Origin of the sequence: Sphingopyxis sp. KK2 (assembly GCF_001990265.1) — a bacterium.
In the GTDB taxonomy this organism is placed as follows: Bacteria; Pseudomonadota; Alphaproteobacteria; order Sphingomonadales; family Sphingomonadaceae; genus Sphingopyxis.
In genome coordinates, this window is sequence record NZ_LYVN01000117.1 from 1 (window position 1) to 13,093 (window position 13,093).

A 13,093-nucleotide genomic window follows, 5' to 3' on the forward strand; every position below is an offset into this window, starting at 1 on the left:
GTCAAGCGCAGGCGTCGGGCGCGGCGGATAATTTCGGCGCGACGCTGGACCGGGCGGGCGCCACCCAATGTCTGCGCTCCCATATATCCCCCGCTGAGAGGACGAGAGAATGACGATCCAGACCGGAGACAAGCTGCCCGAGACCAAGCTGGTCAAGGTGACCGAAAACGGCCCCGAACAGGTCAGCACCGCCGATTATTTCAAGGGTCGCAAGGTCGCGCTCTTCTCGGTCCCCGGCGCCTTTACCCCGACCTGCTCGGCCAAGCACCTGCCGGGCTTCGTCGACAAGGCCGACGAACTGAAGGCCAAGGGCATCGACGAGATCGCCTGCACCGCGGTCAATGACGCCTTCGTGATGGGCGCGTGGGGCAAGAATGGCGACGCCGGCGGCGCGGTGACGATGCTTGCCGATGGCAATGGCGATTTCGCCGAAGCCGTGGGCCTCACCATGGACGGCTCGGCCTTCGGCATGGGCAAGCGCGGCCAGCGCTTCTCGATGATCGTCAACGACGGCGTCGTCGAACAGCTCAACGTCGAGGCCCCGGGCGAATTCAAGGTGTCGAGCGCCGACCATATGCTCGAACAGCTCTGAGGGCATGCGAGGGCGGCCCCGTCGCGGGCCGCCCTCTTCCCTTTTGTCACATTTTCGTGCAACAGCGTCGCGATGACATCAGACGCATCGAACAATCAGAACATCGCCGATCCCGCCGCCCTCGTCGAAGGGATCATCGCCGAGCTTCAGGACAAGTTCCGCACCTCGGTTTCCAACCTCAAATCGGCGATCGCCGCCTATGTCCGCGACGGCACGCTGCCGCCCGCCGACGCCGCCGCGACCGGCCTCTTCGACTATCCGGCGCTGCGCCTCGTCACCACCGGCGAGCAGCGCGAAGGCCAGACCGCCCATAATCTCGCCTTCGGCCAGTTCGAACGCGCGGGCGAGTTCGTCACCACCGTCACCCGCCCCGACCTCTTCGCCGATTATCTGCGCGACCAGCTCAGCCTGCTCGTTCGCCACTATGACGTGACCCTGTCGGTGACGCGCACCGGGCAGCAGATCCCCTTCCCCTATGTCCTCGACGCCAGCGACGGGTCGGACATGGGCCGCGTCACCCCGCTCGAACTCGCGCGCCATTTCCCGACCACCGAGCTCGCCGACATCGGCGACGAACTCGCCGACGGGCTGTTCGGCAGCGACCCCGCGGCGCCGCAGGCGCTCGCGCTGTTCGACGCGCTGCGCACCGATTTCAGCCTCGCGCGCCTCCGCCACTATACCGGCACCGCGCCCGAGCATTTCCAGCGCTATATCCTGTTCACCAACTATCATCGCTATGTCGACGAATTCGTGTCCTGGGCGGGCGCGCAGGTCGGGCAGGGCCGCTACACCGCGCTCGCGGGCGCCGCGGGCCTTTATGTCGCCCAGCCCGGGGTCAACGCCAGCGCGCTCGTCGCCGACAGCGCATGGCGCCGGCACCAGATGCCCGCCTATCATTTGATCGCCCCCGACGGCGGCGGCATCACGCTCGTCAACATCGGCGTCGGCCCGTCGAACGCCAAGACGATTTGCGACCATCTCGCGGTGCTCCGCCCCGAGGCCTGGCTGATGATCGGCCATTGCGGCGGGCTGCGCCCCAGCCAGCGCATCGGCGACTATGTGCTCGCGCACGCCTATCTGCGCGACGATCATATTCTCGATGCGGTACTGCCGCCCGAAATCCCGATCCCGCCGATCGCCGAAGTGCAGCAAGCCTTGGCAAGCGCGGCCGAAAGCGTCTCGGGCACCAGCGGCGCCGACCTCAAGAAGCGCATGCGCACCGGCACCGTCGTCACCACCGACGACCGCAACTGGGAATTGCGCTACACCGACAGCGCGCTGCGCTTCTCGCAGTCGCGCGCGATCGGCATCGACATGGAAAGCGCGACGATCGCCGCGCAGGGCTATCGCTTCCGCGTCCCCTATGGCACCCTGCTCTGCGTTTCGGACAAGCCGCTCCACGGCGAACTCAAGCTGCCCGGACAGGCGAACCGCTTCTATGAAGAAGCGATCGCCGCGCATCTTCAGATCGGCATCCGCGCGTGCGAGACGATGCGCGACGAAGGCGCAAAGCTCCACAGCCGCAAATTGCGCGCCTTCAACGAGCCGCCGTTCCGCTGAGGCTCCCCGCAAAGTCGGGACCGACAATCAAGAGAGAGGATAGCCGATGACAAGCCCCAACCGCACGCGCTCGGTCGCCGGTCGCGTCGCGATCGTCACCGGCGCCGCGAGCGGCATGGGCCGCGCCACCGCGCTGCTGCTCGCGAGCGAGGGCGCGAAGGTCGCGGTCACCGACCTCGACCTCGCCGCGTGCGAGGCCGTCGCCGCCGAAGCCGGCCCCCATGCCAAGGCCTTCGCGCTCGACGTCTCCGACGGCGAGGTGATCAGGACGACCGTCGCGGCGATCGCCGATCATTTCGGCGGCATCGACATCCTCGTCAACAATGCCGGCATCTCGGCCTTCTGCCCGCTCGACGCCGATGATTATGACGCGGTCTGGCACCGCGCGGTCGCGATCCTGCTCACCGCGCACCAGCGCATGGTCCGCGCGGCCCTTCCGTACCTACGCCGGAGCGACGCTGCGCGCATCGTCAACATCGCCTCGACCGAGGGGCTCGGCGCGACACCGGGCGACACGCCCTATGTCGCCGCCAAGACCGGGGTCACCGGGCTGACGCGCGGTCTCGCGGTCGATCTCGGCAAGGAAGGCATCACGGTCAACTGCATCTGCCCCGGGCCGATCCACACCGGCATGACCAACGACGTGCCCGACAATGACAAGCTGGTCTTCGCCAAGCGCCGCACCGCACTGCGCCGCTATGGCGACCCCGAGGAGGTCGCGCATGTGACGCTCAGCCTCGTCCTCCCCGCCGCGAGCTATATCACCGGCGCGGTGATTCCGGTCGACGGCGGACTGATGGCGCGCAACGCCTGAACGCACCAAAAGCCACGCAAAACGCCTGTTTTGCGCGGTATCCGCAATCTCAACCATAGAATCCTTCAAACGCCCGCAAGTTGCTCGACTCGCCGCGCGGCGGGCTCGCGTCGTCCCGCTCTCAGGCATCCCCGCTGAACTTTTGCCGCGCCGCAAAGGTTGACGCGAGGATCACGGGACCCGGACCAGGCCGGCCCGTTCAATTGAAGGAGCGATATATGAAGGCCATTTCCAGCAGTCCGAAACTGTTGCTGACTCTCGCCATGCTGGGCAGCACGGCCATGATCAGCGCCGCGGCGCAGGACACGCCCGAAGCATCCGAGCCGATGGCGACCGTCTACGGCCAGCTGCCGACCCCCGACCAGATGACCAAGGGCCCCAAGGTCGAAGGCATCATCTCGAAGCGCAGCGACGGCCGCATCCATGTCGTGACCGCCGACGGCGCGACGCAGAGCATCGCGATCGCCGACTATACCAAGATCAAGTCGAGCGGCGGTTTCCTCGGCCTCGACCGCGACAAGCTGGCATCGACGCAGTTGCTCAACGGCCTGCCGGTGTCGGTCGAAACCTATCAGTGGGACGGCGGCCTCGTCGCCAACCAGGTGGCGCTCAAGAACAAGGACCTGCGCACCGCGTCGATGATCTACACCGGCACCGACCAGCGCTTCGCCGAACAGACGGCCGCCACCGACCAGTTGCGCAGCCGTGTCGGCGACATCGACCAGTATAATGTCAAAGGCACGACCAACGTCAATTTCGACACCGGCAAGGCCGTGCTGTCCGAACAGGCCAAGGCGGACCTCTGCGCTGCGGCGAACCAGGCCAACAGCACCGAAAATGCGATCCTCCTCGTCGTCGGCTACACCGACTCGACGGGCAGCCAGGAACTCAACCAGGAGTTGAGCGAAAAGCGTGCCAGCCGCGTGGTGAACCACCTGCAACAGGCGTGCGGCTGGAAGCCCTATCGCATGATGACCCCGACCGGCATGGCCGAAGCCGATCCGGCGGCGGACAACAGCACCCCCGAAGGCAAGGCGCAGAACCGCCGCGTCGCGGTGAACATCCTCGTCAGCAAGGCTGTCGACGGCATCTGAAACGGGCGGGGTGGGTGAAAGCTCACCCCGTTCCAATCCTCTTCATCCTCCCCATCGCGTTGCGGCGGGGAGGATTTTTTTCGTGCTATTCAATTCGCCGGCTTGGTCTCGTCGATCTTTTCGACCCATTCGGGATAGAAGCTCGGCTCGCGCGCCGACCAGCCCGGCGCGGTCGCCGCGGCTTCGCTGATCGACTGCAGCAGGATCTTGCGCTTGTCGGGATGCAAGTGCGGCAGCGACGCCGCCGCGCAGAAAGCCCCGGGCAGCCAGGGCCGCGCATGCGCGCCGAGCAGCCGCTCATAGAGGAAGCGATACGACGCGAAGCCCGGCAGACGGTCCTGCCCGAGGTCGAAGGCCGACACCGCGACGAGCGGCGCCATGAAATGTTCGAGCGCGTCGAGCCCGCTGTCGTCGGGGATATGCGCGCGGATCTCGTGGATGCGCTGATAGACGCGGGCCTGGACGCGGATCGCGGTTTCCTCGACCATGTCGCGCGACCAGCGGCTGATCGCATCGTCGCGCTCGAGCCCGATATCGAGCGAGCGGCGGATATAACGCTGCGTTGCCGCGGGGAAGCCCGCGAATTCCTTGATTTCCGCAATCGACAGATCGCCCGCTGCTGGTCCAGAACGCGTCGCCATGGTCATGCTCCCGCACGGCGCCCGGGGAGCCATCCCCCCGGAGGCCTGCATCTGACAGTCTGCCACCAAAATGGTTAGTGACGGGTTAACCATGGCGTCGGCGATCGTTCAGCAAATATCGGGGCGTTGCGCCGCGCCGCGACCGGGCCTAATCAGCGTGACTTGAAACCATAAGACACACGCAGGTCCATCATGTCGTACGCACCGCAGCCGGTCATCTCGTCAACCGGCCTTTTCACCCCCGCCGAAGCCATCTCCAACGAAGAACTTGTCGCCAGTTTTAACGCGTATGTTGCGCTGCACAATAGTCAAAATGCGCAGGCTATCGCAAAGGGCGACGTCGCCGAACTGACTGAATCGAGTGTCGAATTCATCGAGAAGGCGAGTGGCATCGGGTCGCGCTTCGTCGTCGACAAGGCGGGCATCCTCGACCCCGAACATATGGCGCCGCGCCTCGAAGCGCGGCCCAATGAAGAGATTTCACTGCTCGCCGAGATCGGCGTCGCGGCGGCAAAGGACGCGCTGGCGCGCGCCGGGCGCGACGCATCGCAAGTCGATGCCGTGCTGTGCGCCGCGTCGAACATGCAGCGCCCCTATCCCGCGATGGCGGTCGAGATCCAGGACGCGCTCGGCATCGACGGCTTCGGTTTCGACATGAATGTCGCCTGCTCGTCGGCGACCTTCGGCATCCAGACCGCCGCCGACTATATCCGCGCCGGCCACGCCAAGAGCGTGCTCGTCGTGAACCCCGAAATCTGTTCGGGCCACCTCAACTGGCGCGACCGCGACAGCCACTTCATCTTCGGCGACGTCGCGACCGCGATCCTCGTCGAAGAGAAGGACATCGCGCCCGCCGGCCATTGGGACATCCTCGGCACCAAGCTCAAGACGCAATTCAGCAACAACATCCGCAACAATTTCGGCTTCCTCAACCGCGGCCATGGCGGCATCGACCAGGACGGGCCGAAGAGCGACAAGCTCTTCGTCCAGGAAGGCCGTAAGGTTTTCAAGGAAGTCGTGCCGTGGGTCGCGAACCTGATTGTCGAGCAGATGGAAGTGCTGGGGCTTGAGGGCGCCGACATGCGCCGGCTTTGGCTGCACCAGGCGAACACCAATATGAACCGGCTGATCGCGCAGCGCGTGCTCGGCCATGAGGCCAGCGAGGACGAGAGCCCGACCGTGCTCGACACCTATGGCAATACGTCGAGCGCGGGGTCGATCATCGCCTTTCACCTGAACCATGACGATATGGCCGCGGGCGATACCGGGCTGATCTGCTCGTTCGGGGCGGGCTATAGCGCGGGCACGGTGTTCGTTCGGAAGACCTGAAGCAGAATCGTCGTCCCCGCGAAGGCGAGGACCGCTAGCAACCTTACGCTACGCCGACAGCATCCCCCGCCTTCGCGGGGGCGACGTCAAGGCACGAAGGTCGTGAACAGATAGATCGCGAACAGCATCAGGTGGATCACCCCCTGCAGCACGGTGGTGCGGCCGTTCGCCAGCGTCTGCGACGCGACGATCAGCGACAGGAACAGCAGCACCGCCGACTTCGCGTCAAGGCCGAGGCTGATCGGCAGGTCGGTGACGATCGACAGGATGGCGACCGCCGGGATGGTGAGGCCGATCGTGGCGAGCGCCGAACCCAATGCGAGGTTGAGGCTCGTCTGGAGACGGTCGGCCTTCGCCGCGCGCACCGCCGCAAGGCCTTCGGGCGCAAGGATCAGCGCTGCGATCAGCACGCCGAGCACCGCAGGCGGGGCGCCCCAGTCGGCGAGCAGCGCGCCCATCACCGGCGACAGATTCTTCGCGAGCAGCACCACCGCGAACAGGCTGGCGAGCAACAGCGCACCCGACATCGCGGTGCGCTTCATGGTCGGCGGCGCGGCATGAGTGTCGGGCTCGCCGTCGCCATCGACATCGGCATCTTCGTCGGGAAGAAAATAGTCGCGGTGGCGCACTGTCTGGACGAGCGCAAAGGTACCATAGAGGATCAGCGATACCGCCGCGACGAAGCCGAGCTGCGTCTCGGAATAAAAGGGTCCGGGCACGCTCGAGGTGAAATTGGGGAGCACCAGCGTGACGACGGTAAGGACGGTCAGCGTCGCGAGCGCGGCGCCGATGCCGGTGCGCTGGAACCGCTGTTCATGATGGCGGATCGCCCCGCTCAACAGGCAGAGGCCCATCAGCAGGTTGAGGATCACCATCACCGCCGCGAACACCGTGTCGCGCGCCAATGTCTGCGCCTTTTCGGGCTCGGCCTGCATCAGCGTCAGGATCAGCCCGACCTCGATCACCGTCACCGCGAGCGCGAGGATCAACGTCCCGAACGGCTCGCCGACGCGGTGCGCGATCACCTCGGCATGATGGACCGCCGCAACGACCGCGCCCATCAGGATGATCGCGACCATCCACGGGTTGAGCGCCATGCCCAGACTGGCGATCGCGGCGACGAAGCCGAGGATCGGGAAGATGTCATTGGTGCGGTCGGCGAGGCGGAGTTTCGAGGTCATGGGACGTCTATTGCAGCCCCCTCCCCCCATGGCCACCCCACGGCGCAATTTAATGCGTGCGGACGGGCAATCCGGCGGCGGCGAGCCGCCCATGGGCGTCGGCGATCGTCGCCTCGCCGAAATGAAAGATACTCGCCGCGAGCACCGCGCTCGCGCCGCCCTCGACCACACCCGCGACAAGATGGTCGAGATTGCCGACGCCGCCCGATGCGATCACCGGCACGCTGACCGCGTCGGCGATCGCGCGAACGAGCGCGAGGTCATAGCCGTCCTTGGTGCCGTCGCGGTCCATCGAGGTCACGAGCAATTCGCCCGCACCAAGCTCGGCGAGCCGCACGGCATGTTCGAGCGCGTCGACCCCGGTCGGCTTGCGCCCGCCATGGGTGAAGATTTCCCAGCGGCCGTCTTCCACCCGCCGCGCATCGATGCTGCCGACCGCGCACTGGCTGCCGAAACGGTCGGCGATGTCGGCGACGAGTTCGGGCCGCACAACGGCGGCGCTGTTCACCGCGACCTTGTCGGCGCCCGCGAGCAGCAACGCGCGTGCATCGTCGGCGCTGCGCACCCCGCCGCCGACAGTCAGCGGCATGAAACAGACTTCGGCGGTGCGCCCGACCATCTCGAGCAGGGTGCCGCGTCCCTGGTGCGTGGCAGAGATGTCGAGGAAGCAGAGCTCGTCGGCGCCGGCGGCGTCATAGGCGCGCGCGCATTCGACCGGATCCCCCGCATCGCGCAGGTCGACGAAATTGACGCCTTTCACGACGCGCCCATCGGCGACGTCGAGGCAGGGGATGACGCGGACGCGGACGGTCATCCGCGCCCCACCGCAATCGCTTCGGCCAGATCGAGCCGCCCGTCGTAAAGCGCCCGGCCCGTGATCACGCCTTCGATCCCATCGGCGACATGCGGGCGTAGTGCGTGGATATCGCCGATGTCGGCGACCCCGCCGCTCGCGATCACCGGGATGGCGACCGCCTTGGCCAGCGCGACCGTCGCCTCGACATTGCAGCCCTTGAGCAGCCCGTCGCGGCCAACGTCGGTGAACAGCAGCGCGGCGACCCCGGCATCCTCGAAGCGGCGCGCGAGATCCTCGACGCGCACGTCGGACACATCGGCCCAGCCCTCGGTCGCGACCATGCCGTCGCGCGCGTCGACACCGACGACGATGCGGCCGGGCAGGTCACGCGCCGCCGATTTGACGAATTCGGGGTCCTTCAGCGCCGCCGTGCCGATGATCACGCGATCGACGCCGAGCGCCAGCCAGCGATCGACGCCGGCACGGTCGCGGATACCGCCGCCGACCTGCACCTTGCCGGGGAAGGCCGCGACGATGCTCTCGACCGCCGCGCCGTTGACGCTCGCGCCCGCAAAGGCGCCGTCGAGATCGACGACGTGCAAGTGATCCGAACCTGCGTCGGCGAAGAGCCGCGCCTGCGCCGCCGGGTCGTCGCCATAGACGGTCGCGCGCGCCATATCGCCCTCGGCGAGCCGCACCACCTGCCCGCCCTTGAGGTCGATCGCGGGGAAGATGGTCAGGGCCGCCATGCGAGGAATCTTTCCAATGTTGCGAGGCCATAGGCCTGGCTTTTTTCGGGATGATATTGGACGCCGACGATATTGTCCTTCGCGACCGCCGCCACAAAGACGCCGCCGTGATCGCTTGTCGCTGCAACGTCGGTCGCATCGGCGAAATGATAGGAATGGAGGAAATAGGCCTCGCCCGCCGCGATCACCGGATGCGGATCGGCCGGGACGACGTCGTTCCAGCCCATGTGCGGAATGCGCAGCCCCGGCGCCGGGTCGAAGGCGCGCACGGTGCCGGAAATCCAGCCCAGCCCGCGATGCGTACCATGTTCCTCGCCCGCGTCGGCGAGCAATTGCATGCCGACGCAAATGCCGAGGAAGGGTGCACCCTCGGCGCGCACGCGCCGCTCCATCGCGTCGATCAGCCCGGGAATCGCCGACAGCCCGTTCATGCAGGCGGCAAAAGCGCCGACGCCGGGCAGGACGATATGGTCGGCCTTTGCCACGACGTCGGGATCGGCGGTGACGGCAACATCGGCGGCGCCCGCCGCGACGAGCGCATTGTGCACCGAGCGAAGATTGCCCGCGCCATAGTCGATCAGGGCAATGGCGCTCATGGACGGTTCCTAGAGAACACCCTTGGTCGACGGAATCGCGTCGCCCTTGCGCGGGTCGATCTCGACCGCCTGGCGCAGCGCGCGCGCGAGCGCCTTGTACATGCTCTCGGCGATATGATGGTTGTTCTCGCCGTACAGCATCTCGATGTGCAGCGTGATGCCCGCCGTCTGCGCAAAGCTGTGGAACCAGTGCGGGAACATCTCGGTGTCCATCTCGCCCAGCCGCGGCTGCGAAAAGCTCGATTTATAGACGCAGTGCGGGCGCCCCGAAATGTCGAGCACGCAGCGCGTCAGCGTCTCGTCCATCGGCGCATGCGCCTCGCCGTAACGCGCGATGCCGCGCTTGTCGCCGAGTGCCTTCAGCACCGCTTCGCCCAATGCGAGCGCGCTGTCCTCGACGGTGTGATGCTGGTCGATGTGGAGGTCGCCCTTCACCTGCATCGAGATGTCGATCAGCGAGTGGCGCGACAATTGTTCGACCATATGGTCGAGGAAACCGATGCCGGTGGACACCGAATAATCGCCGGTCCCGTCGAGATTGACGGTGATCGCGATATCCGTTTCCTTGGTCGTGCGCTGGACGGTGGCGGTTCGCATGGCGCACGCCTTAGAGCCTGTATTTCGCGTTGCAAGGCGATTCTCCCCCCTTGACCCGCGCCCGACCGGCGTTCATCCCCCTGCCCCATGAGTGACGATGTACGCGACAGCCTGATTCCCTATGACGAGATCGTGCAGGACGCGCTGCGCGCCGTGGTCGGCCGCGTGCTGCGCCAGATCGAGGGGCATGAGAGCCTGCCCGGCGAGCATCATTTCTATATCACCTTCAAGACGCAGGCCCCCGGGGTCACGATCCCGGCGCATCTGATCGCCAAATTCCCCGACGAGATGACGATCGTGCTCCAGAACCGTTTCTGGGACCTGCAGGTCGAGGAAGATCTGTTCAGCGTCGGTCTGTCGTTCAATCAGACGCCCTCGATCCTCGTCATCCCCTATGCGGCGATCACCGCTTTCGTCGATCCGTCGGTCGATTTCGGGTTGCAGTTCCAGGTCAGCGACGACGGCATCGAGCCCGAGCCGCATGACGAGGCCGACAATGACCGGCCCGACGTGACGACCGAGGACGGGACGAACGTCGTCACCGTGGATTTCGGCAAGAAACGCTAGGATGGCGGGCCCGACCTGGCCCCCCAGCCGCTTCTGGCAATATTGGGCGCTCGCCGGGATGCTGGTGCTGACCGCCGCCTTCTGGTGGGGTGTCGAGGGCTTTGCGCTGCTCGAAAGCGGCGGCACCGGCAGCGACATCGGCGACGGCGTGCTGCGCTTCAGTCTGCTCGCCCCGACCCCGGCGTTCGTCATCGTCTGGCTCGCCCCCGGCTGGCTGCGCCCGCGCGTCGGCGAGAGTGGCTATTGGCAATTGCTCGGCACCGTCGCGGCGATCTGGGCGGGTGCGGTGCTGATCACGAAGGTGCTGGCAGGATGAGCGATACGCGAATCGAAAGCGACAGCATCGGCGAGATTGCAGTGCCGGCCGACGCCTATTGGGGCGCGCAGACCGAGCGCAGCCGGCACAATTTCGCCTTCCCCGCGCACGAGCGCATGCCGCTGCCGATCGTCCATGCGCTGGCGCGGATCAAGCGCGCGGCCGCCGCGGTCAACCGCGACCACGGCCTCGACGCCGGGGTCGCCGACGCGATTGTCGCCGCCGCGGACAAGGTGATCGCGGGCGAATATGACGACCAATTCCCGCTCGCGATCTGGCAGACGGGGAGCGGCACCCAGTCGAACATGAATGCGAACGAGGTGATCGCCGGGATCGCGAACGAGGCGCTGACGGGCACGCGCGGCGGCAAGACGCCGGTCCACCCCAACGACCATGTCAACATGGGCCAGTCGTCGAACGACAGCTTCCCGACCGCGATCCATGTCGCGGTGGCGATCGAGACGACGGCGCGCTTGCTGCCCGCGCTCGCCGCCCTCACCGACGCGCTGATGGCCAAGGCCGAAGCCTGGGGCGACATCGTCAAGATCGGCCGCACCCATTTGCAGGACGCGACCCCGCTGACGCTGGGGCAGGAATTTTCGGGCTATGTCGCGCAGCTGATCGCATGCCGCGCGCGGATCGAAGGCGCGCTTGCGCATAATATCGCCAAGCTGGCGCAGGGCGGCACCGCGGTCGGCACCGGGCTCAACGCACCTGCGGGCTTCGATGTCGCGATGGCCACCGAACTGTCGCGCGGCACCGGCATCGCCTTCGAACCCGCACGCAACAAGTTCGAGGCGCTGGCCTCGAACGACGGGCTCGTCTTTTTCTCGGGCGCGCTGAACACGCTTGGCGTCGCGCTGACCAAGATCGCGAACGACATCCGCCTGCTCGGCTCGGGCCCCCGCGCGGGGCTGGGCGAACTCGACCTGCCCGCGAACGAACCCGGCAGTTCGATCATGCCGGGCAAGGTCAACCCGACGCAGTGCGAGATGCTGACGATGGTCGCAGGCCAGGTGATCGGCAATCATCAGGCGGTGACGGTCGGCGGACTGCAGGGGCATCTCGAGCTCAATGTCTTCAAGCCGCTGATGGGATCGAACGTGCTGCGTTCGATCGACCTGCTCGCGATCGGCATCGCGGGGTTCACCGAACATTGCGTGCTCGGGCTTGAGCCCAATCGCGGCCGCATCGACGAATTGATGAACCGCTCGCTGATGCTCGTCACCGCGCTCGCACCCGAAATCGGTTATGACAAGGCGGCGAAGATCGCCAAGCACGCGCATGAGACGGGGGCGACGCTGCGCGAGGCGGCACTCGACCTCGGCTATGTCGATGCCGCCACCTTCGACCGCGTCGTCGACCCGCGCTCGATGCTCGGGCCGGAACTCTAAAGTCTTTCCGGGATTGATAGGGGGAGAAGGAGAGATGGGCATGATCGGCAGGATTGTTGGCGGCGTTCTCGGCAGCGCCATCGGAAAACAAAAGGGCAGCGGCCACCCCGTCGCCGGCGCGGTGATCGGCGCAGCGACTTTGTTCGCAGCGCGCCGCCTGTTCCCACAGCGCTATGCGGCGATCGCCGCTTGGGGCGCGGCAGGCTATCTCACCAAGAAATGGGCCGACCGCGCCGCGGCGCGCAAGGCGGTCGAGGAAGCGCATGCCGCCGATCCCGCGCTCGCCAACGCCGGCGTGGTCGATCCCTATGCCGGCGTGTCGGACACCGCGCCGACCGATGGCGAGACGATCGGCGACGCGCTGCCGCCGCCGATCCCGGTCGACGAGGATGGCCGGCGCCCGGCGATCCATTGAGCCGCCCCGCCGATCGCGCGACGGACCGCGACCTTTTGTAACATTCGGCAATATGCGCGACATTCGCGCGCAAGGCTGACTCCCTAACCCGCTCCTCGACGGCGCCGCCCGGTGCCGCTTCGAGGAGTTTTCATGTCGCCGCCGCATTTCGTTCCGCTGCTCGCCGCCCTGTTGCTGACCGCCCCGGCCGCGCACGCCGGGGACACGGCGGCGCCCGCAAAGCCGCCGGTAACCGGCTTCATGCTCGCCGACGTCGACGGCGACGGGCGAGTGACGCTCGACGAACTGCAGACCCTGCTCAACGCGCGCTATTCGGCGCTCGACAGCGACAGCGACGGGCTCGTCGCAATCGCCGACCTTCAGCGTGCGAGCGACGATGGCGCGCGACCGCATGCAAACCCGCCCGGCAACGGGACGCGGCCGCCTCCGCCTCCCGGCGGTTTTCGCGGTCC

The 13,093-nt window shown here is 66.7% G+C and carries 15 protein-coding genes and 1 pseudogene; 10 read left to right on the forward strand and 6 right to left on the reverse strand.

The features are described 5' to 3' along the window. Positions 1 to 109: 109 nt before the first annotated feature. The 4 genes from B1A78_RS16580 (at position 110) to B1A78_RS16595 (ending at position 4,060) form a co-directional block, all read left to right on the forward strand. The gene (locus B1A78_RS16580; protein ID WP_077148027.1) at positions 110 to 592 is read left to right on the forward strand and encodes a peroxiredoxin; all 483 of its coding nucleotides are present in this window, start codon (positions 110 to 112) and stop codon (positions 590 to 592) included. A 72-nt stretch (positions 593 to 664) separates the two neighbouring features. After that, positions 665 to 2,152 (forward strand): AMP nucleosidase, encoded by a 1,488-nt coding sequence (locus B1A78_RS16585; protein ID WP_077148028.1) that lies wholly within the window; start codon positions 665 to 667, stop codon positions 2,150 to 2,152. Positions 2,153 to 2,198: 46 nt separating this feature from the next. Then, positions 2,199 to 2,966: an SDR family NAD(P)-dependent oxidoreductase gene (locus B1A78_RS16590; protein WP_077148029.1), complete on the forward strand. Its 768-nt coding sequence runs from the start codon at positions 2,199 to 2,201 to the stop codon at positions 2,964 to 2,966. 218 nt (positions 2,967 to 3,184) lie between these two features. Further along, a complete protein-coding gene (locus tag B1A78_RS16595; protein WP_077148030.1) occupies positions 3,185 to 4,060 on the forward strand; it encodes an OmpA family protein in 876 nt (291 codons plus the stop codon). 89 nt (positions 4,061 to 4,149) lie between these two features. Here the strand turns inward: B1A78_RS16595 and B1A78_RS16600 are convergent, their stop codons facing one another. Then, on the reverse strand, positions 4,150 to 4,701 hold the full coding sequence (locus B1A78_RS16600; RefSeq protein ID WP_077148041.1) for a hypothetical protein: 552 nt from the start codon (positions 4,699 to 4,701) through the stop codon (positions 4,150 to 4,152). Between the two features lie 192 nt (positions 4,702 to 4,893). Here B1A78_RS16600 and B1A78_RS16605 point away from each other — a divergent pair, with 192 nt between their 5' ends. Further along, positions 4,894 to 6,030, forward strand: a complete 1,137-nt coding sequence (locus tag B1A78_RS16605) for a beta-ketoacyl-ACP synthase III (RefSeq protein WP_077148031.1) — start codon at positions 4,894 to 4,896, stop codon at positions 6,028 to 6,030. 86 nt (positions 6,031 to 6,116) lie between these two features. On the opposite strand, the gene B1A78_RS16610 is transcribed toward B1A78_RS16605, so the two are convergent. Genes B1A78_RS16610 through hisB form a run of 5 tightly spaced genes read right to left on the reverse strand, consistent with a single transcriptional unit; the run spans position 6,117 to position 9,949 of the window. Beyond that, positions 6,117 to 7,211, reverse strand: a complete 1,095-nt coding sequence (locus B1A78_RS16610; RefSeq protein WP_077148032.1) for a calcium:proton antiporter — start codon at positions 7,209 to 7,211, stop codon at positions 6,117 to 6,119. A gap of 49 nt (positions 7,212 to 7,260) precedes the next feature. After that, positions 7,261 to 8,025, reverse strand: coding sequence for an imidazole glycerol phosphate synthase subunit HisF (gene hisF, locus B1A78_RS16615; protein WP_077148033.1), 765 nt, complete (start codon positions 8,023 to 8,025; stop codon positions 7,261 to 7,263). Then, positions 8,022 to 8,756, reverse strand: coding sequence for a 1-(5-phosphoribosyl)-5-[(5-phosphoribosylamino)methylideneamino]imidazole-4-carboxamide isomerase (gene hisA / locus B1A78_RS16620; RefSeq protein WP_077148034.1), 735 nt, complete (start codon positions 8,754 to 8,756; stop codon positions 8,022 to 8,024). Before hisA ends, hisF begins: the two co-directional genes overlap by 4 nt. Further along, positions 8,744 to 9,352, reverse strand: a complete 609-nt coding sequence (gene hisH / locus B1A78_RS16625) for an imidazole glycerol phosphate synthase subunit HisH (protein WP_077148035.1) — start codon at positions 9,350 to 9,352, stop codon at positions 8,744 to 8,746. The genes hisA and hisH overlap by 13 nt, the downstream gene beginning before the upstream one ends. A 9-nt stretch (positions 9,353 to 9,361) precedes the next feature. After that, the gene (gene hisB, locus B1A78_RS16630; RefSeq protein WP_077148036.1) at positions 9,362 to 9,949 is read right to left on the reverse strand and encodes an imidazoleglycerol-phosphate dehydratase HisB; all 588 of its coding nucleotides are present in this window, start codon (positions 9,947 to 9,949) and stop codon (positions 9,362 to 9,364) included. Positions 9,950 to 10,036: 87 nt separating this feature from the next. Between hisB and B1A78_RS16635 the strand changes: the two genes are divergently transcribed. From B1A78_RS16635 to B1A78_RS16655, 5 genes and pseudogenes are all read left to right on the forward strand, one after another. Beyond that, positions 10,037 to 10,516, forward strand: coding sequence for an SspB family protein (locus tag B1A78_RS16635; RefSeq protein WP_077148037.1), 480 nt, complete (start codon positions 10,037 to 10,039; stop codon positions 10,514 to 10,516). 1 nt (position 10,517) lies between these two features. Then, on the forward strand, positions 10,518 to 10,832 hold the full coding sequence (locus tag B1A78_RS16640; protein WP_077148038.1) for a hypothetical protein: 315 nt from the start codon (positions 10,518 to 10,520) through the stop codon (positions 10,830 to 10,832). Then, positions 10,829 to 12,226 carry a class II fumarate hydratase gene (gene fumC / locus B1A78_RS16645; protein ID WP_077148039.1) on the forward strand — a complete coding sequence of 466 codons (1,398 nt, stop codon included), beginning with the start codon at positions 10,829 to 10,831 and terminating at the stop codon, positions 12,224 to 12,226. Before B1A78_RS16640 ends, fumC begins: the two co-directional genes overlap by 4 nt. A gap of 40 nt (positions 12,227 to 12,266) precedes the next feature. Next, a complete protein-coding gene (locus tag B1A78_RS16650) occupies positions 12,267 to 12,641 on the forward strand; it encodes a hypothetical protein (protein ID WP_256839001.1) in 375 nt (124 codons plus the stop codon). A 132-nt stretch (positions 12,642 to 12,773) separates the two neighbouring features. Further along, a pseudogene (locus B1A78_RS16655) lies at positions 12,774 to 13,093 on the forward strand (EF-hand domain-containing protein); the annotation flags it as partial.

What these genes read in the sequence shown, in the direction of transcription:
- B1A78_RS16600 (WP_077148041.1), bottom strand. Translation starts at nt 4,701, where the DNA reads ATGGCGACGCGTTCTGGACCAGCAGCGGGCGATCTGTCGATTGCGGAA.
- B1A78_RS16605 (WP_077148031.1), top strand. Translation starts at nt 4,894, where the DNA reads ATGTCGTACGCACCGCAGCCGGTCATCTCGTCAACCGGCCTTTTCACC.
- fumC (WP_077148039.1), top strand. Translation starts at nt 10,829, where the DNA reads ATGAGCGATACGCGAATCGAAAGCGACAGCATCGGCGAGATTGCAGTG.
- B1A78_RS16595 (WP_077148030.1), top strand. Translation starts at nt 3,185, where the DNA reads ATGAAGGCCATTTCCAGCAGTCCGAAACTGTTGCTGACTCTCGCCATG.
- B1A78_RS16590 (WP_077148029.1), top strand. Translation starts at nt 2,199, where the DNA reads ATGACAAGCCCCAACCGCACGCGCTCGGTCGCCGGTCGCGTCGCGATC.
- B1A78_RS16635 (WP_077148037.1), top strand. Translation starts at nt 10,037, where the DNA reads ATGAGTGACGATGTACGCGACAGCCTGATTCCCTATGACGAGATCGTG.
- B1A78_RS16640 (WP_077148038.1), top strand. Translation starts at nt 10,518, where the DNA reads ATGGCGGGCCCGACCTGGCCCCCCAGCCGCTTCTGGCAATATTGGGCG.
- hisH (WP_077148035.1), bottom strand. Translation starts at nt 9,352, where the DNA reads ATGAGCGCCATTGCCCTGATCGACTATGGCGCGGGCAATCTTCGCTCG.
- hisA (WP_077148034.1), bottom strand. Translation starts at nt 8,756, where the DNA reads ATGGCGGCCCTGACCATCTTCCCCGCGATCGACCTCAAGGGCGGGCAG.
- hisF (WP_077148033.1), bottom strand. Translation starts at nt 8,025, where the DNA reads ATGACCGTCCGCGTCCGCGTCATCCCCTGCCTCGACGTCGCCGATGGG.
- B1A78_RS16650 (WP_256839001.1), top strand. Translation starts at nt 12,267, where the DNA reads ATGATCGGCAGGATTGTTGGCGGCGTTCTCGGCAGCGCCATCGGAAAA.
- B1A78_RS16585 (WP_077148028.1), top strand. Translation starts at nt 665, where the DNA reads ATGACATCAGACGCATCGAACAATCAGAACATCGCCGATCCCGCCGCC.
- B1A78_RS16580 (WP_077148027.1), top strand. Translation starts at nt 110, where the DNA reads ATGACGATCCAGACCGGAGACAAGCTGCCCGAGACCAAGCTGGTCAAG.
- hisB (WP_077148036.1), bottom strand. Translation starts at nt 9,949, where the DNA reads ATGCGAACCGCCACCGTCCAGCGCACGACCAAGGAAACGGATATCGCG.
- B1A78_RS16610 (WP_077148032.1), bottom strand. Translation starts at nt 7,211, where the DNA reads ATGACCTCGAAACTCCGCCTCGCCGACCGCACCAATGACATCTTCCCG.